The 19,479-nt window shown below is 65.4% G+C and carries 17 protein-coding genes; 8 read left to right on the top strand and 9 right to left on the bottom strand.

Annotated elements, in window-relative coordinates:
- Window positions 1-66 precede the first annotated feature (66 nt).
- Window positions 67-669 (bottom strand): DNA starvation/stationary phase protection protein, encoded by a 603-nt coding sequence (locus C8J46_RS09160; RefSeq protein WP_132737793.1) that lies wholly within the window; start codon window positions 667-669, stop codon window positions 67-69.
- Window positions 670-857: 188 nt separating this feature from the next.
- Here C8J46_RS09160 and C8J46_RS09165 point away from each other — a divergent pair, with 188 nt between their 5' ends.
- From C8J46_RS09165 to C8J46_RS09175, 3 genes are all read left to right on the top strand, one after another.
- Window positions 858-1,772 carry an ROK family protein gene (locus tag C8J46_RS09165; RefSeq protein WP_132737796.1) on the top strand — a complete coding sequence of 305 codons (915 nt, stop codon included), beginning with the start codon at window positions 858-860 and terminating at the stop codon, window positions 1,770-1,772.
- A 91-nt stretch (window positions 1,773-1,863) separates the two neighbouring features.
- Complete coding sequence (locus tag C8J46_RS09170) at window positions 1,864-3,765, top strand: GGDEF and EAL domain-containing protein (RefSeq protein WP_132737799.1); 1,902 nt, start codon at window positions 1,864-1,866, stop codon at window positions 3,763-3,765.
- Window positions 3,765-5,648 carry a CHASE4 domain-containing protein gene (locus tag C8J46_RS09175; protein WP_243643295.1) on the top strand — a complete coding sequence of 628 codons (1,884 nt, stop codon included), beginning with the start codon at window positions 3,765-3,767 and terminating at the stop codon, window positions 5,646-5,648. The genes C8J46_RS09170 and C8J46_RS09175 overlap by 1 nt, the downstream gene beginning before the upstream one ends.
- A gap of 20 nt (window positions 5,649-5,668) precedes the next feature.
- On the opposite strand, the gene dinB is transcribed toward C8J46_RS09175, so the two are convergent.
- Window positions 5,669-6,751 (bottom strand): DNA polymerase IV, encoded by a 1,083-nt coding sequence (dinB, locus tag C8J46_RS09180; protein WP_132737802.1) that lies wholly within the window; start codon window positions 6,749-6,751, stop codon window positions 5,669-5,671.
- Between the two features lie 100 nt (window positions 6,752-6,851).
- On the opposite strand from dinB, the gene C8J46_RS09185 reads away from it, so the two are divergent.
- A complete protein-coding gene (locus tag C8J46_RS09185) occupies window positions 6,852-8,279 on the top strand; it encodes a phospholipase D-like domain-containing protein (RefSeq protein WP_132737805.1) in 1,428 nt (475 codons plus the stop codon).
- 221 nt (window positions 8,280-8,500) lie between these two features.
- On the opposite strand, the gene C8J46_RS09190 is transcribed toward C8J46_RS09185, so the two are convergent.
- The 3 genes from C8J46_RS09190 to C8J46_RS09200 form a co-directional block, all read right to left on the bottom strand.
- A complete protein-coding gene (locus tag C8J46_RS09190) occupies window positions 8,501-9,202 on the bottom strand; it encodes a response regulator transcription factor CtrA (protein WP_055872989.1) in 702 nt (233 codons plus the stop codon).
- A 265-nt stretch (window positions 9,203-9,467) separates the two neighbouring features.
- Entirely contained in the window at window positions 9,468-9,725 is a 258-nt protein-coding gene (locus C8J46_RS09195) for a hypothetical protein (protein WP_132737808.1), read from the bottom strand.
- Window positions 9,726-9,836: 111 nt separating this feature from the next.
- Window positions 9,837-10,730, bottom strand: a complete 894-nt coding sequence (locus tag C8J46_RS09200; RefSeq protein WP_132737811.1) for a LysR family transcriptional regulator — start codon at window positions 10,728-10,730, stop codon at window positions 9,837-9,839.
- Window positions 10,731-10,970: 240 nt separating this feature from the next.
- On the opposite strand from C8J46_RS09200, the gene C8J46_RS09205 reads away from it, so the two are divergent.
- Together C8J46_RS09205 and wrbA are read left to right on the top strand one after the other, a co-directional pair.
- On the top strand, window positions 10,971-11,690 hold the full coding sequence (locus C8J46_RS09205; protein ID WP_132737814.1) for a pirin family protein: 720 nt from the start codon (window positions 10,971-10,973) through the stop codon (window positions 11,688-11,690).
- 122 nt (window positions 11,691-11,812) lie between these two features.
- Window positions 11,813-12,415: an NAD(P)H:quinone oxidoreductase gene (gene wrbA, locus C8J46_RS09210; RefSeq protein ID WP_132737817.1), complete on the top strand. Its 603-nt coding sequence runs from the start codon at window positions 11,813-11,815 to the stop codon at window positions 12,413-12,415.
- Between the two features lie 49 nt (window positions 12,416-12,464).
- On the opposite strand, the gene C8J46_RS09215 is transcribed toward wrbA, so the two are convergent.
- Both C8J46_RS09215 and C8J46_RS09220 read right to left on the bottom strand, forming a co-directional pair.
- Window positions 12,465-13,715, bottom strand: coding sequence for an arsenic transporter (locus C8J46_RS09215; protein WP_132738285.1), 1,251 nt, complete (start codon window positions 13,713-13,715; stop codon window positions 12,465-12,467).
- A 79-nt stretch (window positions 13,716-13,794) separates the two neighbouring features.
- On the bottom strand, window positions 13,795-14,943 hold the full coding sequence (locus C8J46_RS09220) for a metallophosphoesterase (RefSeq protein ID WP_132737820.1): 1,149 nt from the start codon (window positions 14,941-14,943) through the stop codon (window positions 13,795-13,797).
- A gap of 227 nt (window positions 14,944-15,170) precedes the next feature.
- Between C8J46_RS09220 and C8J46_RS09225 the strand changes: the two genes are divergently transcribed.
- Window positions 15,171-16,451, top strand: a complete 1,281-nt coding sequence (locus C8J46_RS09225; RefSeq protein WP_132737823.1) for an MFS transporter — start codon at window positions 15,171-15,173, stop codon at window positions 16,449-16,451.
- Between the two features lie 80 nt (window positions 16,452-16,531).
- Here the strand turns inward: C8J46_RS09225 and C8J46_RS09230 are convergent, their stop codons facing one another.
- Complete coding sequence (locus tag C8J46_RS09230; RefSeq protein WP_132737826.1) at window positions 16,532-17,227, bottom strand: HD domain-containing protein; 696 nt, start codon at window positions 17,225-17,227, stop codon at window positions 16,532-16,534.
- Between the two features lie 96 nt (window positions 17,228-17,323).
- Window positions 17,324-18,151 (bottom strand): alpha/beta hydrolase, encoded by an 828-nt coding sequence (locus tag C8J46_RS09235; RefSeq protein WP_132737829.1) that lies wholly within the window; start codon window positions 18,149-18,151, stop codon window positions 17,324-17,326.
- A gap of 264 nt (window positions 18,152-18,415) precedes the next feature.
- On the opposite strand from C8J46_RS09235, the gene C8J46_RS09240 reads away from it, so the two are divergent.
- Entirely contained in the window at window positions 18,416-19,444 is a 1,029-nt protein-coding gene (locus C8J46_RS09240) for a helix-turn-helix domain-containing protein (protein ID WP_132737832.1), read from the top strand.
- Window positions 19,445-19,479 lie beyond the last annotated feature (35 nt).

Below are 19,479 nucleotides of genomic sequence, written 5' to 3' on the forward strand. Positions count from 1 at the left end.
TTCCTCCCCCTCCGTCAGGCTGGCGCCTGCCACCTCCCCCTTGCGGGGGAGGATTGCAACATCGCCTTACTTGTCGCTGCGGACGAGTTCAGTCTCGGCGAGATGTTCGGCCAGGAACCACACTTGCGGCTCGTGCGTGCGGATGATGTTGCTCACCAGCAGGTCGTTGGTGCCATCGTCACCGGACTCGTCGGCGGCTTCCGCGCCCTCATGCGCCTGGCGCAAGATGATCTCGTGCGCTTCGAGCAGGCGTGCGAGCTGCGTCGGGACATCCTCGCGGCCCTTGGGCGGGCGGGGGATCGTCGTCATCTCGGCGACGTCGTGCGCCATCGCGATCGAGATGCCGCCAAGCGCCATGATCCGTTCCGCAATGAGATCGACCAGCGCAGCCTGCTCCTCGTAATGTTTGTCGAGCAGCAGGTGCAGTTGGTAGAAGGTGGCGCCCGACATCTGCCAATGATGCTTCTTGTACATGTCGCGGATCGTCATCGTATCCGCGAGTACCTGGTTCAGCGTCGCGACGCTCTGCGCGCGGGCGTTGTCCTCCAGCGCGATCGGCAGGCGCTTGAGCGTGCCGTAAGGCTGAATCTCGCGGTATTCGACCTTGTACTGCGGCTGCGCCTCGACCGACGTATCGAGCTTGGGCAATTTTGCGGGCTTCTTCGCCATCGGGAAATTCCTGTCTGTTGACGTAAACCGAACTCGTTGAACGCACGACTGCGCGGATCGACTGCGAACGAATTGTCCGCTCACAGTGATCGCGTTCGGTGGGCTTAGCACCATTACCCGTCGGCGCCCCCTTGACTGTGTGGCGTCCACAAAGGAAGCGGGCCGCCGCAACGTGTTGGGAGTTTGTGATGACGGAAGCACCTCTGGTCGCAGGTATCGAACTTGGCGGGACCAAATGCATCTGTATTCTTGCGCGCGGGCCCGACCAGATCGAGGAAACCGTGCGTATCCCGACTACCCGGCCCGACGAGACGATGGCGGCGATCGAAGCCGTGCTCGACCGGTGGAGCGGGTTCGTCGCGATCGGCATCGCCAGCTTCGGTCCGGTCTCGATCGATCGGCATTCGCATGATTACGGCCACATCACCTCGACCCCCAAGCCGGGCTGGGCGGGCACCGATGTCGCAGGGCGGTTGCAGCGCCGGTACGGCGTGCCGACCGGCTTCCACAGCGACGTCGTCGGCGCGGCGCTCGCCGAGGCGTTCTGGGGCGCGGCGAAGGGGCTGCCCGATATCGCGTACGTGACCGTCGGTACCGGCGTCGGCGCGGGGTTGATCGCCAACAACCGCCCGGTCGACGGGCTGACGCATTCCGAGCTCGGCCATATCCGGCCTGCGCGGTTCCACGGCGACGACTGGATCGGCAATTGCCCGTTCCACGGCGCCTGCATCGAGGGGCTCGTCGCCGGTCCGGCGATCGCCGCACGGATCGGTCATCCTGCGGACGAGGCACCGGCCGAGCATCCGGTCTGGGACGGGGTCGCCGATGCGCTGGGGCAGCTGTGTCACACGCTGGTGCTGACCGGGATCCCGCGACGCATCGTGATGGGCGGCGGTGTGATGGGCGCGTCGCACCTGTTCCCCCGCGTCCGCGCAGCGATGACGCGCAGCCTGGGGGGCTATATCACGCTGCCCGAGGTCGCGTTGACCGATACGTTCATCGTACCGCCTGCGTTGGGCAACAATGCCGGGCCGCTCGGGGCGATCGTGCTCGGCGGACAGGCGCTCGGCCATCAGCTGGAAACGTCGTTTACGGCGTCTTAACCGTACCTCGTTACCGCTTCGTAGCAAGAACTGGAGGCACGTATGCCATCGCTGGACGGCGACGGTCGTGTCTCACGAGGAGCGGTTTCCGATGCGCATTCTGATCGTGGACGACGAGCCGCCGATGCACGACAGCTACCGGCGTAGTTTCGCCGGGCCACGATCGCGTACCGGGTCCGCCTTGGACGCGATGGCGGTCGAGCTGTTCGGCGACGACGGCGTCGATGCGACCGACGATGCGCCCCCGTTCGTACTGACCTATTGCGACCAGGGGCTCGACGCGGTCGCCGCGATCGAGCGGGCGGTGGTCGACGATGAGCCGTTCGCGGTTGCGTTCATCGACGTGCGGATGCCGCCGGGAATCGATGGCCGCGAAACCGCGAAACGCATCCGCGCGCTCGATCCGGACATCAACATCGTCATCGTCACCGGCTATTCGGATTTCTCGCCGATCGAGATCAGCAAGGTCGCCGGCCCCGCCGACAAGATCTTCTACATCGCCAAGCCATTCGAGGTTGCCGAGATTTTGCAGACCGCGACCGCGCTCGCGCAGCGCTGGCGGAACGATCGTGATCTGGCGACGGCGCGCGACCTGCTCGCGGCACAGGTCGTGCAACTCGAGGAACAGGGTGCCGAACTGGCGGCGAACGAGAGTCGCGCGCTGCACATGGCGACGCACGATTCGCTGACCGACGCACCCAACCGGCTCGCCTTTTTGCGGGCGCTGGCGGCACGGACGCGCGACGAAGGGCTGTTCGCCACCGTGATGATCGATCTCGATCGTTTCAAGCTGGTCAACGACACGCTCGGACATCTCGCCGGCGATGCGCTGATCCGCGAAATCTGTGCGATTCTCAATCAGGCTGCGCCCGAGGGAGCGATCGTCGCGCGGCTCGGCGGCGACGAGTTCGGGATCCTGTTCGAGACGCCGGGCGAGGCGGCGGCGGTGATGGCCTGCGAACTGATCGTCAGCGCGTGCTCGGTCAGTCTGCAGGTGTTCGGCAATTCGGTGCAGGGTGGGGCCTCCGCCGGACTGGTCGTGACCGCGGGCGGGCAGGGCGGCGATCCGATCGACGTGATCCGCCGTTCCGACCTTGCCCTCAACGACGCGAAGCGCGGCGGGCGCGGCATCGTCCGGCTGTTCGACGAGAGCATGGACGAAGGCATCCGTTTTCGCCGTCGCGTCGAATCCGGTCTCGGCCAGGCCATCGAAAGGGGCGAACTCAGCCTGGTCTATCAGCCGATCGTCTCCCGCGATGCGATCGAGGTGGTCGGGTTCGAGGCGCTGGTCCGGTGGAATACACAGGAATATGGACTGATGAGCCCGGCGATCTTCATTCCGATCGCGGAGGAATCGAACCTCATCCACGAACTTGGTGACTGGGTGCTGGGCGAGGCGCTCGACGTGCTGAAGCAATGGCCTGGCCAATATGTCTCGGTGAACTTTTCCCCGCGCCAGTTTCGTCGCCACAATTTCGTCGGGCACATCATGAAGAGCGTTCAGCGCGCTGGCATCGCGCCGGCGCGGCTGCAGATCGAGATCACCGAAACCGCGATCTTCGACGATGCGGAGCGCGCCGCCGAAACGCTCTACAAACTGCGGCAAATGGGCTTCCGGATCGCGCTCGACGATTTCGGCACGGGCTATTCGAGCCTCTACAATATCCGCAAGTTCGCGCTCGACTGCCTCAAGATCGACAAGTCGTTCATCGATGGCATGGGCCGCGAACGCGAAAGCGCGGCGATCGTCCATTCGATCATCCATCTCGGCCGCGCCCTCGGCCTCGGCGTCATCGCGGAAGGCGTCGAGACCGAGGCGCAGGTCCAGGCGCTTCGCCTCGCCGGCGCGAGCCATATGCAGGGGTATTTCTTCTCGCGCCCGGTCACCGCCGATCGCGCGCTCGAGATGGCGCTGACCGGCACGGTCGACGGTAGCGACGACGTGTCCAACGACGACCACAAGATTCGCCAGACGTTCGGGATACGCGGCTAATGCCGTCTGCCGCGATGGGCCGGCTGCCGCCTGTTCTGGGCCGGCAGTTCGGACGCACGCGGACACGCTCGTCGCTCGGTGCCAAGCTGGTGATGATCATGACCGCGGTCGGGCTGGTCGCGACGATCGCGATCACGCTGCTGCTCGCCAGCATCATCACGCCCAGCTTTACCCAGCTCGAAGACAAGGCGACCGCCGCGCAGGTCGCGCGGGCGCGCGCCGCTGTATCGGACTATGCCGCCAACGTCGAAAATGCGGTGCGCGACTATGGCGACTGGAACGGCAGCTATGCCTACATGGCCGACCCACGCGCCGGTTTCGATCGCGAAAGCCTTTTACCGCAGGCGATGTACGAGATCGGTGTCGACGGCATGGCCTATGTCAGCCCCGCCAATAGCGTCGTGATCGCCCGCTGGCGCGATGCGGCTGGTAGCATGCAGGCGAACATCCGGCGTCAGCAACTGACGACGATGATCGCGCGAACCGATCTTGCCACGGTGCTTGGCCGGCGCAGCTCGGGACGGTTCTATGCCCGTATCGGCGACTCGGTGGCAGCGATCGGCGTTGCCCGCGTCCGTCGTTCGGACGGTAGCGGCACTCCGCGCGGCTATGTCCTGATGGCGCACGTGATGACGACCGAGCAAGCGTCCAGGGTACTGCGGGCCCGCGCGCAGATCGACACCACAGCGCCCGGCAATGCCGTCGCCATTGCCGCCGGCCCCACGAAGCTGACGATTGCGGTGCCAATGATCGGGGCCGATGGTCATGCCGTCGCCAGCGCGCGGTTCAGCGTCCCCCGCGATGTCTCGCTGTTGGGGCGGCGCATGCTGCTGCTCGCGGTTGTCGGCTCGACCATGTTGCTCTTGCTGGTACTGGTGATGCTCCGGCGGATGATCGAGCGGCTCGTGCTGCGCCCGCTGCACCGTGTCGAAAGCCACATGCAGCGGGTGCGGGCATCGGGTTCGCTGGCGCTGCTGGAAGAGGACGGCCGGCGCGACGAGGTCGGTTCGCTCGGCAGGAGCTTCAATGCGATGCTGCGTCAGCTGAAGGACCTGCGCGAGCAGATCGAAGTCCAGTCGTTCGACCTGGGACGGAGCGAAAGCGCGGTCGCGGTCATGCACAACGTCCGCAACGCGTTGAATCCGATCAGCACGATCCTCAGCCAGGGGATTACGCAGTCCGCCGCGGTCGACCGGACGACGATCGATCGTGCGATCGCCGAACTCGCGCGCGGCGACATACCCGATGCACGTCGCCGCAAACTCAGCATGTTCGTCGCGGCCGCGATCGACGCCGAAACCACCGATCGCGAGACCATGCGCCGCGAACTGGCGATTGGCCGCGAGGCGATGGCGGATGTTCTGGAAATCATCGGCCAGCAACAACGCGCCGCGCATGAACGCCCCGCGCTGGAGGTGTGCGACGTCAGCGACATCATCGCCCGAAATGCAACGATCGCGCGCTATTCGCTGGACACCTCGATCGCGTTCAGCTTTCCCGCGGGCCCGAGCCCGGTAATGGCGAGCCGGGTCATCCTCAGTCAGGTGATCGGCAACATCTTCGGCAACGCGGTCGAATCGATCGTCGCGCGCGGCACGGGCAGCGGATCGATCGTGGCGACCATCACCGAAACGGAGGGCCGAGTCACCGTGGCGATCCGCGACGACGGCGAAGGCTTTTCACCCGAAGCCGGGGCGATGCTGTTTCAACGCGGCTTCTCGACGCGCGCGCACAAGTCGGGTGGGCTCGGGCTACACTGGTGCGCGAATTCGATGGCTGCGATGAAGGGAACGCTGCGGTTGGAAAGCGACGGGCCAGGGCTTGGCGCTGTCGCGCTGCTGACGCTGGATGCGGCCGATGCAGCGATCTCCAACGCGGCGTAGCGCGTTCCGGCCCGAACAGGTCACAACAGGCTTGGTTGCACCTCGTCGTCGTCGCCCATGATTCCGGACAGCGTCAGGCCGAGCAGCCGCACGCCGTCGGGTACCGGCAGCTGCGCCATCAGCAGTTCGAGTCCCGCCGCCAGGAACGCCGCCTTGTCGGTGACCGCAGCCTGCGACGACCGGGCGCGCGTAATGGTGCGGAAATCGGCGTGGCGGAGTTTTAGCGTGATCGTGCGCCCCCGCGTCCCGTGTCGTTCGATCCGCACCCACGCCGCATCCGCCACGCGGTGAAGCGCCGCGCGGAGGTCTTCCGCGGTGGTCAGGTTGGTCTCGAACGTGCGCTCCGCCCCAACCGACTTGGCCGCCCGATCGACCCGCACCGGGCGATGATCGATGCCGCGTGCCGCTCCGTAGAGATAGTCCGCATAACTTCCGAAATGCGCCTGGAGGAACGTGAGGCTCTGCGCGAACAGGTCGGCGCCGGTGAGGATCCCCAGCCGCTCCATCTTCTGCGCGGTCACCGGTCCGACGCCGTGGAACCGCTTGACCGGCAGCGACTGGACGAACGCAGCGCCGCGTTTGGGGGTGATGATGCACATCCCGTCGGGCTTGTTCTGGTCCGAGGCGAGCTTGGCGATGAACTTGTTGTAGCTCACCCCGGCCGACGCGGTGAGGCCGGTATCCGCCTTGATCCGGGCGCGGATTTCCTCCGCGATCGCCGCTGCGGTGCCGAGGCCGCGGATATCCTCGGTCACATCGAGATACGCTTCGTCGAGCGACAGCGGTTCGACCAGCGCGGTGTAGTCGGCGAAGATCGCGCGGATCTGGTCGGAGACGCCGCGGTACACGTCGAACCGCGGCGGCACGAACACCAGGTCGGGGCAGCGCCGGATCGCGGTTACGGAGGGCATCGCGCTGCGCACGCCGAATGCACGCGCTTCGTAGCTTGCCGCCGCGACCACGCCGCGCGCACGCGATCCACCGACCGCCACCGGTCTGCCCTTCAGCGAGGGATCGTCGCGCTGCTCGACCGACGCATAGAAGGCATCCATGTCGACATGGATCACCTTGCGCTGTGCGGGAGGCTGGGTAGGAGGAAGCATCAGCGCGTTAGATAGGCGCGTGAGGGGCGGCGATACAGGGTGCATCCGCAACCAATCGCGCGGCCGCGGGTACTGCCGACGGGCAAACGAAGGGACGCGAATGCAGGTCGGGACGGAATGCTGGCGGGTCGAACGCGCCGAACAGATGGCGGTCATCGTCGATGCGGAGAAGTATTTCCGCACCGCGCGCGTCGCCATGATTGGGGCCAAGCGCCGTATCCTGTTGATCGGCTGGGATTTCGACGCCCGCATCGAGCTCGAACCCGGTGTTGCGCGGCCCGGCGAACCCAAGAAGCTCGGTGAATTCATGCTGTGGCTGGTCGAGCGCGAGCCTGAGCTCGAAGTGTTCGTGCTGCGCTGGGATACCGGCGCGATCAAGTCGCTGTTCCGCGGTTCGACGATCTTCACGATGATGAAGTGGATGAAGCATCCGCGCATCCATACCAAGCTCGATGGGCATCATCCGACAGCGGCGTCGCATCATCAGAAGATCGTCATCATCGACGATGCGCTGGCGTTCTGCGGCGGGATCGACATGACCGGCGACCGCTGGGACACGCGCGATCACCGCGACGACGAGCCGCACCGCGTCCAGCCTTCCGGCAAGCCATACAAGCCGTGGCACGACGCGATCAGCGCGGTGCAGGGCCCGATCGCGCATGCGCTGGGCGAGCTGTTCCGTCGCCGTTGGCATCTTGCGGGCGGGATGAAGATGGCGGCAGGCAAGCCAGGCGGGAAGAGCTGGCCCGAGGGGCTAGAGGTCGATTTCCACGACGTCGACGTCGCGATCGCGCGCAGCGAACCCGAAATGTCCGACCAGGAGCCGGTCTACGAAAGCGAGGCGCTGTTCCTTGGCCAGATCGCCCGCGTAAAGCGGCATCTGTACATCGAGAGCCAGTATTTCGCGTCGCGGAAGATTGCCGAGGCGGTCGCCAAGCGGCTCGGCGAAGCCAACGGCCCCGAGATCGTCATCATCAACCCGACCACCGCGCAAGGCTGGCTCGAACCGATCGCGATGGATACCGCACGCGCGCGGCTGATGGAGGCGCTGCACCGGCGTGATACCTATAACCGGCTGCGGATGTATCATCCGTACACCGCGGGGGGCGAGGCGATCTATTGCCATGCCAAGATCCTGATTGCCGACGAGGACGTGTTCCGGCTCGGCTCGTCGAACATGAACAACCGCTCGCTGCGGCTCGATACCGAGTGCGACCTCGCGATCCGCGCCAGCGACGAAGCGACGTCGCGGGGCATTGCGGCGATTCGCGATGGGCTGATCGCGGAACATCTCGGTGTGGAGGTATCGGTGGTGACCGATCTGATCGCCGAGACGGGCTCGCTGATCGAAACGATCGAGCGGCTGCGCGGCGAGGGCAAGACGGTGCGGCCCTATGAGGTGCCCGATCTGTCGTCGGTCGAGGAGTGGCTCGCCGACAACGAGGTGCTCGATCCCGAGGGGCCGGAGGAGATGTTCGAATCGCTCAGCAAGCGCGGGCTGTTCCGGCGGTTGCGGCGGAAGAAGTAGGGCAGCGCCTAATCCTCCCCCGCAAGGGGGAGGTGGCACCGAAGGTGACGGAGGGGGAGGCCTGCGCAACCCCTGTTCCGTGTCCTCCCCCTCCGTCTGGCAAGGGCCAGCCACCCCCCCTGGCGGGGGAGGATAAGTTTGGAGTCCGCCCCCCCCAAACACGCAAAAGGCCGCGGCACCCCCCGGTACCGCGGCCTCTAGCGCTCCCGAAAACTGGGGAGTTACGCGACCTGTGCTTCGAGCACCTCGTCAGGTTCGCGCAGCACATAGCCGCGACCCCAGACGGTCTCGATGTAATTCTCGCCATCGCACGCCAGGCTGAGCTTCTTGCGCAGCTTGCAGATGAACACGTCGATGATCTTCAGTTCGGGCTCGTCCATCCCGCCATAAAGATGGTTGAGGAACATTTCCTTGGTCAAGGTGGTGCCCTTGCGGAGCGAGAGCAGCTCCAGCATCGCATATTCCTTGCCGGTCAAATGGACACGGCTGCCATCGACTTCGACCGTCTTCGCGTCGAGGTTGACCGCCAGCTTGCCGGTGCGGATGACCGACTGGCTGTGCCCCTTCGAACGGCGTACGACGGCGTGGATACGCGCGACCAGTTCCTCGCGGTGGAACGGCTTGGTGACGTAATCGTCGGCGCCGAAACCGAAGCTGCGCACCTTCGAGTCCATCTCGTTGACGCCCGACAGGATCAGCACCGGCGTCGACACGCGCGCGACTCGCAGGCGCTTGAGCACGTCATAGCCGTGCATGTCGGGCAGGTTGAGGTCGAGCAGGATGATGTCGTAATCATACAGCTTGCCCAGATCGAGGCCTTCTTCCCCGAGATCGGTGATGTAGACATTGAACCCTTCGGTCGTCAGCATCAGCTCGATAGCCTTCGCCGTGGTCGGCTCGTCCTCGATCAGCAGCACCCGCATGCGTCGTCCCCTTTTCGCGAGACCGCCCGACACCCCATGTCAGCAGCTCGACTTCGATTTATTAACCACACAACATCTGAAGGCAAAAGGTTAATTTCGAACTAAGGCTCGCGGCCCTGTACGGTGGCGGGCCAAATCGAAGCGCACTTTGGTGCAGGGGAAATGTAGCCGCCCGGCGGATCGGCACTGCAGTGAGGTTGCCGAACAATTCCAGGCGAGCCCGCACGGTGACGCGAAACGTGCCGCGACATCGGCAATTATTTCATCAACCGCGTGCCGTCTGTCGGTCGACGTCATGGCGAGTCGTTTCGCTGAGCGTCGCGTAGACCGATGCCTGATCAAGATGCGCCCGACGTTGGGAGAGGGTCTCGGCAGTCGCGGCGGCATTGAGCTCCGCGTCGGCCAGCCGCTCATAGTCGGCGGCGGTAACGATGGTGGACAAGGAAAATCTCGATCGCTGGCGGTTGCGCGCATATCGACGCTCGGCGCCGACGTCGATTTGAAGCGACGCCAGGAACGGCACGTCACAGCATAAGGATGCCGATCTGACCCGGAGTGAGCTCTGGGCCGCGTCAGGGCGAGCCGGGGCCGGGACGAGTCGCGCCGCTGAATCGCAGCCGCGCATGCTGTGCGTTCAGAGCGGGTCGCGCAGTCGCCGCGTCAGGAACTCTATCAGCGCTTCGACACGGGCTGGGCGGAGCGGACTGGGCGGGGTCAGAAGATGTAACCCGATCGGGGCAGGCGCCCAGTCGCACAGGATCGTTGTGAGCGCGCCCGTGGCGAGATACGCGTCGATGATGAAATCGGGAAGTCGCGCGATGCCCAGCCCTGCGACCAACGCCGGTATGATCGCCTCGCCGCTGTTGGCGGTCAACGGCCCGTGCGCGCGCACCGAAACCTCCGCGCCGCCTGGGCCCTGAAAGCGCCAGGGTCCGACGACGTTGGAATAGCCGAACAGCTTGTGTTCGCCGAGTTGCGCGGGATGTGTCGGCGTACCATGGGCTTCGAGATAGCGCGGCGCTGCGACGAGATGCGCCTGGATCGTGCACAGCCTGCGCGCGCGGAGCGAACTGTCGGGCAGTTCGGCGATGCGGAGCGCGACGTCGAACCCTTCGGCGACGATGTCGACGCGCGCGTCCGACAGATGCAGGTCGACCTCGATCCTCGGATGCGCGGCGAGGAATTCGGCGAGCAAGGGCGCGACGTTGGTGATGCCGAAGCTCATCGGCGCGGCGAGGCGGACGCGGCCGGTCGGCGCGCTGGCCGCATCGTTGGCGGATTCCTCCGCAAGCCGCGCTTCGGCGAGGATGCGAGCGGCGTGCTCGGCGAGCGGCTTGCCGGCCTCGGTCAGCGCGAGCCTGCGCGAGGTGCGGTGGAACAGCGACTGGCCGAGATGCGCCTCCAGCCGGGTGATCGCCTTCGACACGGTCGCCTTGCTCAGCCCGATCGCATCGGCGGCGGCGCTGAACGAGCGATGCTCGACGACGCTGGCGAAGATCGCCCAGGCTTCGAGATCGGGCAGGCGCATAAGGAGGGCTCCGCAAACATCATAAGTGTACCACCCCGGCGAAGGCCGGGGCCCAATTGGGAGACGGCGATAACGAAGCGCAGTCCTCCGTTATCTCGACCTTTCCAATTGGGCCCCGGCCTCCGCCGGGGTGGTTGATCTGACCGACGCTACGCTAGCACCGAAACGATCGGTTTCCAGCGTTTCTATTTACGTTCCTATCGCCGCGCTTATCTTGGCTGCAACCAGTGGAGACATTTCATGACGACCACGACGATGACCAAGATCGACCGCCGCCCCTTCGAAAGCCTCGGCCATGCCGATCATGGCTGGCTGAATGCGCGCCACCATTTCTCGTTCGCCAGCTACTATGACCCCGCGCGGATGGGCTGGGGCGCGATCCGGGTGTGGAACGACGACCAGATCGCCGCAAATTCGGGCTTCCCGCCGCATCCGCACCAGGACATGGAGATCATCACCTATGTCCGCAGCGGCGCGATCACGCATCAGGATTCGCTCGGCAACAAGGGCCGCACCGAGGCGGGTGACGTTCAGGTGATGAGCGCGGGCACTGGTGTTCGCCATGCCGAGTATAACCTCGAGCCCGAGACGACGACGATCTTCCAGATCTGGATCGAGCCGTCGCGCAAGGGCGGCTCGCCGAGCTGGGGTGCCAAGCCGTTCCCGAAGGGCGAACGCTCGGGCCAGTTCGTGACGCTCGCGAGTGGGTTCGAGGGCGACGGCGATGCATTGCCGATCCGCGCGAATGCCCGTGTCCTGGCGGCGACGTTGAAGGCCGGCGACAAGGTCGACTATGCGATCGGCGAGGGGCGGCACGCGTATCTGGTGCCCGCGACCGGCGCGATCACGATCGGCGACGAAGCGTTCGGCGCACGGGACGGTGCGGCGCTGCTGGGCGGTCAGACTGTCACGATCACGGCACAGGATGATGCCGAGATCGTTCTGGTCGACTCGGAATAAACTCGCGCGGCGACCTAACCGTCACCCCAGCGAACGCTGGGGTATCCCGGTTCAGGCCGCCGCACTCGCCTCATGAAGACCCCAGCGTCCGCTGGGGGGACGGACTTTCCAGGAGACTGACAATGACCAAGGTTCTCGTGCTGTATTACTCGTCCTACGGCCATATCGAGCAGATGGCGGATGCCGTCGCCGAGGGCGCGCGCGCCGGTGGTGCCGAGGTCGATATCCGCCGCGTCGCCGAAACCGCGCCGCAGTCGGTAGTCGAAGCCGCGCACTTCAAGACCGACACCGCGCATGCCGAGATCGAAGGCCCCGCCGCGCTAGAACAGTATGACGCGATCATCGTCGGCGCACCGACCCGCTTCGGCCGGATGCCCGCGCAGATGGCGCAGTTCTGGGACACGACCGGTGGCCAGTGGTTCTCGGGCGCGCTGATCGGCAAGGTCGGCGGCGCGTTCACCTCGACCGCCAGCCAGCATGGTGGGCAGGAAACGACGTTGTTCTCGATCATCACCAACCTGATCCATCACGGCATGACGATCGTCGGGCTCGATTACGGCTTCCAGGCGCAGATGGGCGTCGACACGGTCAAGGGCGGCTCGCCCTACGGTGCGACGACGATCTCGGACGGCGACGGCAGCCGCATGCCGAGCAAGGAAGAGCTCGATGGCGCCCGCTATCAGGGCAAGCGGATCGCCGAGACTGCGGCCAAGCTGAGCGCCTGATATAATACGCGACGCGGGCGGCAACGCCCGCGTCGTTTCACGCCTGCGATCAGCCGATCAGCAGACGCGCACCCAGCGCGGCGAACAAGGCCGGTGGCATGACCACCGCGCCAACCTTCAGGAAGCGCCAGAAGCCGACATCCTCGCCTTCGCGACGGATCGCGGTGAGCCACAGGATCGTTGCCAGCGAACCGGTAATCGACAGGTTCGGCCCGATGTCGACGCCGATCAGCAACCCGTCGGTGACGATCTGCGGGACGTGCGCTTGGCCCAGAGTGGTGCTGGCGATCAGTCCGGCGGGCAGGTTGTTCATCAGGTTGGATCCGAACGCCAGGATCGTCCCGGCAACCCCGGCCGTTGCGGCAGGCGAATTGGCGGCACCTGCCGCCAGCCAACGCGCAAGCATCGCGATCACGCCGGTGCTCGCCAGCGCCTCGACCAGTACGAACAGCCCCGCGACGAGCGGCAGCACCGCCCACGACACCGATCGCAGCGTCGTCACCGGCGATTTGCGGCCACCGATGCAGATCGCCGCGGTGGTCGCGATGCCCGCCAGGCACGTCGGCAGCCCGAGATCATAGCCGCGGGCCGACGCGACGATCAGCAGCACCGCGGTCGCGACGATCCCGCCGAGCGCGACCAGTCCGCCAAGTGGTAGCGTGGTGGTTTCTACGTCGGTCTCGTACGTGCCCCCCAGCCGCTCGCGCTCGACCCAGCGCAACATCGCGAACGTCACGCCGATCGCCATTACCGACGGCAGCGCGAACGACGCCATCCACGCGCCGAGCGTCGGCATCTGGCCACCGTACAGAACGAGATTGGCGGGGTTCGAGATCGGCAGCACGAAGCTTGCCGCATTGGCGATCAGCGCGCACGCGAACAGCATCGGCAGCGGATCCGCCTTCGCCTTCTTCGCCGCGGCATAGACCGCCGGCGTGAGCACGACCGCGGTCGCATCGTTCGACAGGAACGTCGTGACGACGATGCCGACGCCGAACACCAGCGCGAACAGCCGGCTGGTCGACCCCTTCGCCATCCGCACGGCGTGCACCGCGACCCAGTCGAACAACCCTTCCGCGCGCGCCACCTCGGACAGCAGCATCATGCCGATCAGGAACAGATAGACGTCGCCGCCCTTCAGCACCGCGGTCCACGCGTCACCGATCGGCAGCAGGCCGAACACGATGAGCACGACCGCGCCGGTCACGGCCCACACCGCTTCGGGAAGCTTGAACGGCCGGGTAATGACGCCGAACGTCGCGATGAAGCAGATTGCCCAGATCGCGTACCGGGCCACCATGTCGGGGTGTGTCACGTATGGGGTACCCCGTTAGAAACCATCGGTCGTGCGGCTGGAGCATGTCCGCTTGTCATGCGGATCACCAGTCGAGGCCGTTCTTGTTCGGGCCACGCTGCGCACCGTCGATCCCGCGCTCGGGCCATGCGCCGATGGCGTGGACGTCGCGGCCGAGCGCGGTCGGCGGATTGCGCTTGAGACGCGGTGGTCCGGGGCGGTCGGCGGGCCGCGGCGCGCGGACAAGAATCTCGATCACGTCTGTGCCGCCATCGCTACGGACTGTCAGCCGGTGGAGACCATCGGCGGCATCGTCGATTGTCGCCTCCCACAGCCCCGCTTCGTTGCGCGTCATCGCGACCGCGACGCCATCGTCGAGCCGGGCGAAGGCTTGGGTCGGGGCAGGGTGGCCGAAGATCTTGGCGCGAACGACGAAGGACCCGTTCGGAACTTGGCCGAGATGATCCAGATCGGTGATCAGGCGACGATCGGCTGGCGCGGTGATCTGCACCAAGGGCCAAGGATCGTCGATCGCCTGGAACCGCCAACTCGGCACGCCGTCGTCGAGCGTCACGACCGAGAATCCCGGTGCGCCCTCTTCGATCTGGCCGGTCGAACGGGTGGCGCCATAGACGACGCGGCCGTCGTTGAGCAGCTCGTTGTAATGCGTGTGGCCGGTGTCGACGAACGCGACGCGGTGCGCGGCGAACAGCCCGGCAATCCCATCCGGATCGTCGCGCAGATCACCCGGATAGGCGTGCATGAAGACTACGCTGCGCAGACCGGCGGCGGTCGCGGCGCTTAGTTCGCGTTCGATCCACCGCCGCTGGTCGGGGTCGATCCGGAAGTCGGGGCCGCCGTCCCCGGCGGAGACTATATCAAGGAATAGGCAGCGATAGCCGTTCATCGTGACGGCATAGGGCGCCAAGTTGGCCGTGATCGCATGCATCGCGGTCAGGTCGCCGGGTTCGAAATCATGATCGCCTGCCAGCACATGCCAAGGAAGCGACAGCCCGGTCATTGCGTCGGCGATCCGCGCATATTGGTCGTCCGTCCCGTGATTGGCATTGTCGCCCGGCAGGAATGCGAAATCGACGGCGCTGCCCTCAGGCCCCCGACCCATATGCGCCTCCGCCGTCGCCACGAGTGCGCGAAATCGCGACAGTCCTTCATACCCATCGGCGTCGTCGACATGCAGGTCGCCAAAGTGAATCCAGGTCAGGTATCCTTCCATTATAGTTGCTTTCAAGTCATTTCTGCCGTTCGCAGCCAAGCGCAACGATGAAGGCATCGTTCCGTGACATTTTCTTCATGATTTGAACCTGAACCTGCTCGTTCAGTTTCGGTTTAACCTAAGAGATCATTGGAAAAAAGCAGATCGTATATATTCTTAGGCATCGGAAACTTTGCCGCCAGCCAGATCTTTAGCGCTCGACGAACAGCGACTTCGAAGGACTCTTGATGGCCACTACCGCGGACAAGGCGCCCGAAACCACAAGTGGAAGCGGGCAGTCCGGCAAGGTCCCCACGCGGACCCTCGACGCGCTGAACTTCTTCCTGGCCGACGTCCGCGATGGTCTCGGGCCGTATCTGGCGATCTACCTGATCGCGGTGCGTGGGCCCGCGCATGGCTGGAACGAGGCGACCGTCGGTGCGATCCTGACGATCGCCGGGATCGTCGGGCTGATCTCGCAGACGCCGGCCGGCAGCCTGATCGACCGCGCCAAGAACAAGCCGCGGATCGTGATGATCGCCGCCCTGCTGGTGACGCTCAGCAGCATTTCGCTGCCGGTCGTCAGCGGCTTTACCGCGGTCGCCGTCACGCAGTCGATCGCGGCGATCGCCGGCGCGGTGTTCGCCCCCGCGATCTCGGCGATCACGCTCGGGCTGGTCGGACCCAAGCTGTTCGCCAAGCGCGTCGGCCGCAACGAGGCGTTCAACCACGCCGGCAACGCGGTGTCGGCGGCGCTGGCTGGCGTTCTAGCGTGGAAGTTCGGCCCGGTCGTCGTGTTCTGGCTGATGGGCGGGTTGACCGTGGCCAGCATCATCAGCGCGTCGCGCCTGAAGAACGAGGATATCGACAACGCGGTCGCGCGCGGGCTCGATTGCGAACCCGACGAGGGTGACGAGGATTGCGAGCAGCCGAGCGGGTGGAAGGCCTTGCTCGAGAACAAGCCGCTGATGATCTTTGCGCTGACCGCTTTTCTGTTCCACCTTGCCAACGCGGCGATGCTGACCTCGGTCAGCCAGCTGCTCGCGCGCACCGTCGGCAAGGATCAGGCGACCTCGCTCACCGCCGCATGCATCGTCGCGGCACAGCTGGTGATGGTACCGGTCTCGATCGTGGTCGGTCGCAACACCGATCGCTGGGGGACCAAGCCGCTGTTCCTGGTCGCCTTCGCATTTCTCGCCGCGCGCGGCGCGCTCTACACCGTGTCGGACAATCCATGGTGGCTGGTCGGCGTCCAGGCGATGGACGGCGTCGGCGCAGGAATCTTCGGCGCGCTGTTCCCGGTCGTGATCGCCGACCTGACCAAGGGCACCGGCCGCTTCAACGTCAGCCAGGGCGCGGTGGCGAGCGCGCAGGGGCTCGGCGCGGCGCTGTCGGCGACCCTGGCGGGCGCGATCATCGTCTGGGCGGGCTATACCGCCAGCTTCCTGACACTCGCGACGATCGCCGCGCTGGGGCTGGGGCTGTACGTGGTGGCTATGCCCGAGACCAAGGAGACGCGCGCGTCCTAAACGTGGATCGCGGCCGGCTTCGCGCCTCAGCGGCCTGACCCGCGTGTCCGGATCGTAACGAGAGCCCTGAGACGGGGCGGCTATTCCGCAAAGGGGCCGGCGGCGATCGCATCCACCCATGACGGTGCGTGGTAATCGGGGAGATAGCGGTCGCCGAAGTCGCGGATAAAGGTGTCGTAGGTCGATTCCGGTTGGGTCGTCGCCATGGCGATTGCACAACTGGCGAACTCGGTCTTGAAGTGGAGCCGCGGGACCGCGTCGATCACCGCGGCGATCTCGGCCGGATCCAGCGTGGCATAGTCGGCGGTCCCGAAATCCACGCCGATGCCGCGCGACGACAAGGCGACTTCGGTCTCCTTGAACAGGCTGATCGAGTGGGTGACGTGCAGCGCGATCCCATCCCATACGAGCTGCGCGCGGCGATCATCGAATCCCAGGTCGCGCACGAACGCGCGCGCGACGTTGGCGCCGTTGACCTCGAATCGGTGCGGGCCCTTACCGTGCGCGGTAAAGCCCAGGTCGTGGAGCAGGGTGGTCACCGCGACGATCTCGGCGTCGAACGGTTCGTTGCGCCGCGCGCCGATCTTGGCCGCGAATATCCAGGATCGGGTGACGTGGTTGAACAGCACCGGTGACATGCGATCACGTGCGAAGTCGAACGCCTTCAGGATTGCCGGTGTCTCAGTGAGATCGGCGAACCGGGCGCGTAGCTGGCCGTGCGATAGCGGGTCGGATACGACCGCGAGGATCGCGGCGTCTGGCAGGGTCAAGGACATGGCGAGTCTCCCGCGCGCCCGCGCAACGCGGCGGCGTGATGGACGAACAGGATCTATCGGTTGGCGGACGGGGGAATAACCCGTCCGCCGTCCCGCTCAGCTACGGATGAACGCCAGGATATCCGGGTTCAGCACATCGGCGTGGATCGTTGCCATGCCGTGCGGATAGCCGGGATAGGTCTTGATCGAGCCGTTCTTGAGCAGCTTGACCGCCATCCGCCCGGTCGTATCGATCGGGCAGACCTGGTCGTCCTCGCCGTGCAGGATCAGCACGGGCTGGTCGATCGATTGCAGATCGGCGGTGAAGTCGGTGTCGGCGAACGCGGTGATGCAGTCATATTGCGCCTTGATGTCGCCGACCATCGCCTGCCGCATCCAGTTGGCGGAGACGGCGGGCAGGATTTTGGCGCCGGCGCGGTTGAAACCGTAGAACGGGCCGGTCGCGAATCCGTTGTAGAAGTCCGCGCGATTGGCGGCGGTGCCGGCGCGGATGCCGTCGATCGCCTCGGGAGGCACGCCATTGGGGTTGGTCGGCGACCGCGTGAGCCGCGGCGGGATCGCGCCGATCAGCACCGCCTTGGCGACGCGGCCGTTGCTGCCATATTTCGCGACATAGCGGATCGCCTCGCCACCGCCGGTCGAGTGACCGATGTGGATGGCATTGCGCAAGCCCAGATGCGCGGTGACCGCCGCGACGTCGGCGGCATAGGTATCCATGTCGTTGCCGCTGGATGCCGGGCTCGACCGGCCATGCCCGCGACGATCATGCGCGATCACGCGATAGCCCTGCTGCGAGAAGAACATCATCTGCGTGTCCCAGTCGTCGCCACTGAGCGGCCAGCCATGATGAAACACGATCGGCTGCCCCGCGCCCCATTCCTTGTAGAAGATTTCGGTGCCATCCTTGACGGTGATCGTGCTCATGGTCTTGTCTCCTGCAGCGTGTTGACCGTGTTTCAGCGGACCGGCCATGCTTTCACCACCAAGCGCGAGCGCGGATATGATCGCGGTTCCCAAAAGAATATCGCGACGCGACCCACTGAGAAGTGGCTGTATTCCTGAATGCTTGGGCGTCGGCATGGTGTGATCCCCGAATAGTGTCGGCGTGTTGCCGCCATGGGTGTATTAACTTGCATCTATTACGGGCGTGACGGGCCGAACTGACAAAACGCGGGGGAAAACTGACAAATGACGACCCGAACCATCATCGCGCCCCGACCCGTGGAGATCGCCATCGTCGTGCGGGACAAGGTCATGCTCGGTATCGTCCACGGGCTGACCGACCTGTTCCGGATCACCGACGATCTGAGCCGGATGCGTCTGGGCGTGGATGCGCCGGTCGTTCGGCTCAGCCACTTCGCCGATACCGGCGCCGGCGGGATCATGCGGACCTTCGATACGGTCCCCGACGCGATCACAGTTACAGGCGCAGCTATCCAACCGGACATGCCTAGCGTCATCATCATTCCTCCGTGCGAGACCGCTGCGCTGGGTATCGAGACCGACCGCAAATGGTCGGACTGGCTCACGGCGCGTCATGCGGCGGGGGCGGTGCTAGGATCGATCTGTGGCGGGACGTTCCTGTTGGCGCAGACGGGGCTGCTCGACGGACGTCGCGCCACCACGCACCTGATCTGCGCACCCGATCTGGCGACGATGTTCCCCACCGTGCAGGTCGATTTCGACGCGTTGCTGACCGAGGAGGACGACCTGATCACGGTCGGCGGGGTGATGGCATGGACCGACCTCGGGCTCGTCGTCGTCCGGCGCTTGCTGGGTGCTGTCGCGATGATGGAGACCGCGCGCTTCATGATGATCGATCCGCCGGGGCGGGAGCAGCGCTTCTACAGCACCTTCTCGCCCGAGATGGGACACGGCGATGCCGCGATCCTGAAGACGCAGCGGCATTTGCATGCGCGCGGCCCGCTCAAGGCGAGCGTCACCGACATGGCTGGTTGGTCGGGGCTCGAATTGCGTACGTTCGCGCGGCGGTTCCATGGGGCCACGGGATTGCGGCCGAACGAATATCACCAGCGCCTGCGGATCGAAAAGGCCCGGGAGATGCTGGAGACGACGACGACGCCGATCAACCAGGTCGCGTATGATGTCGGGTATGGCGATCCGGGGTCGTTCCGCCTGACATTTTCCAAACTGATGGGGTTGAGCCCGCGGGACTATCGAAAGCGATTTGGTCACACCGCTGGCTTGCAGCCCTGAACGCCAATGTATGGTCGCACGGAACGGGACATGGT

The sequence above is a fragment of the Sphingomonas sp. PP-F2F-A104-K0414 genome (genome assembly GCF_004340945.1).
Lineage (GTDB): Bacteria > Pseudomonadota > Alphaproteobacteria > Sphingomonadales > Sphingomonadaceae > Sphingomonas.

Coding starts and splice junctions, on each gene's coding strand:
- C8J46_RS09190 (WP_055872989.1), bottom strand. CDS start 9,202: ATGCGGGTGCTGCTGATCGAGGACGAGCCGACCACGGCGAAGGCTATC.
- C8J46_RS09215 (WP_132738285.1), bottom strand. CDS start 13,715: ATGGTGGCCCGGTACGCGATCTGGGCAATCTGCTTCATCGCGACGTTC.
- C8J46_RS09225 (WP_132737823.1), top strand. CDS start 15,171: ATGGCCACTACCGCGGACAAGGCGCCCGAAACCACAAGTGGAAGCGGG.
- C8J46_RS09240 (WP_132737832.1), top strand. CDS start 18,416: ATGACGACCCGAACCATCATCGCGCCCCGACCCGTGGAGATCGCCATC.
- C8J46_RS09230 (WP_132737826.1), bottom strand. CDS start 17,227: ATGTCCTTGACCCTGCCAGACGCCGCGATCCTCGCGGTCGTATCCGAC.
- dinB (WP_132737802.1), bottom strand. CDS start 6,751: ATGCTTCCTCCTACCCAGCCTCCCGCACAGCGCAAGGTGATCCATGTC.
- C8J46_RS09170 (WP_132737799.1), top strand. CDS start 1,864: ATGCGCATTCTGATCGTGGACGACGAGCCGCCGATGCACGACAGCTAC.
- C8J46_RS09175 (WP_243643295.1), top strand. CDS start 3,765: ATGCCGTCTGCCGCGATGGGCCGGCTGCCGCCTGTTCTGGGCCGGCAG.
- C8J46_RS09235 (WP_132737829.1), bottom strand. CDS start 18,151: ATGAGCACGATCACCGTCAAGGATGGCACCGAAATCTTCTACAAGGAA.
- C8J46_RS09220 (WP_132737820.1), bottom strand. CDS start 14,943: ATGGAAGGATACCTGACCTGGATTCACTTTGGCGACCTGCATGTCGAC.
- wrbA (WP_132737817.1), top strand. CDS start 11,813: ATGACCAAGGTTCTCGTGCTGTATTACTCGTCCTACGGCCATATCGAG.
- C8J46_RS09160 (WP_132737793.1), bottom strand. CDS start 669: ATGGCGAAGAAGCCCGCAAAATTGCCCAAGCTCGATACGTCGGTCGAG.
- C8J46_RS09200 (WP_132737811.1), bottom strand. CDS start 10,730: ATGCGCCTGCCCGATCTCGAAGCCTGGGCGATCTTCGCCAGCGTCGTC.
- C8J46_RS09165 (WP_132737796.1), top strand. CDS start 858: ATGACGGAAGCACCTCTGGTCGCAGGTATCGAACTTGGCGGGACCAAA.
- C8J46_RS09185 (WP_132737805.1), top strand. CDS start 6,852: ATGCAGGTCGGGACGGAATGCTGGCGGGTCGAACGCGCCGAACAGATG.
- C8J46_RS09205 (WP_132737814.1), top strand. CDS start 10,971: ATGACGACCACGACGATGACCAAGATCGACCGCCGCCCCTTCGAAAGC.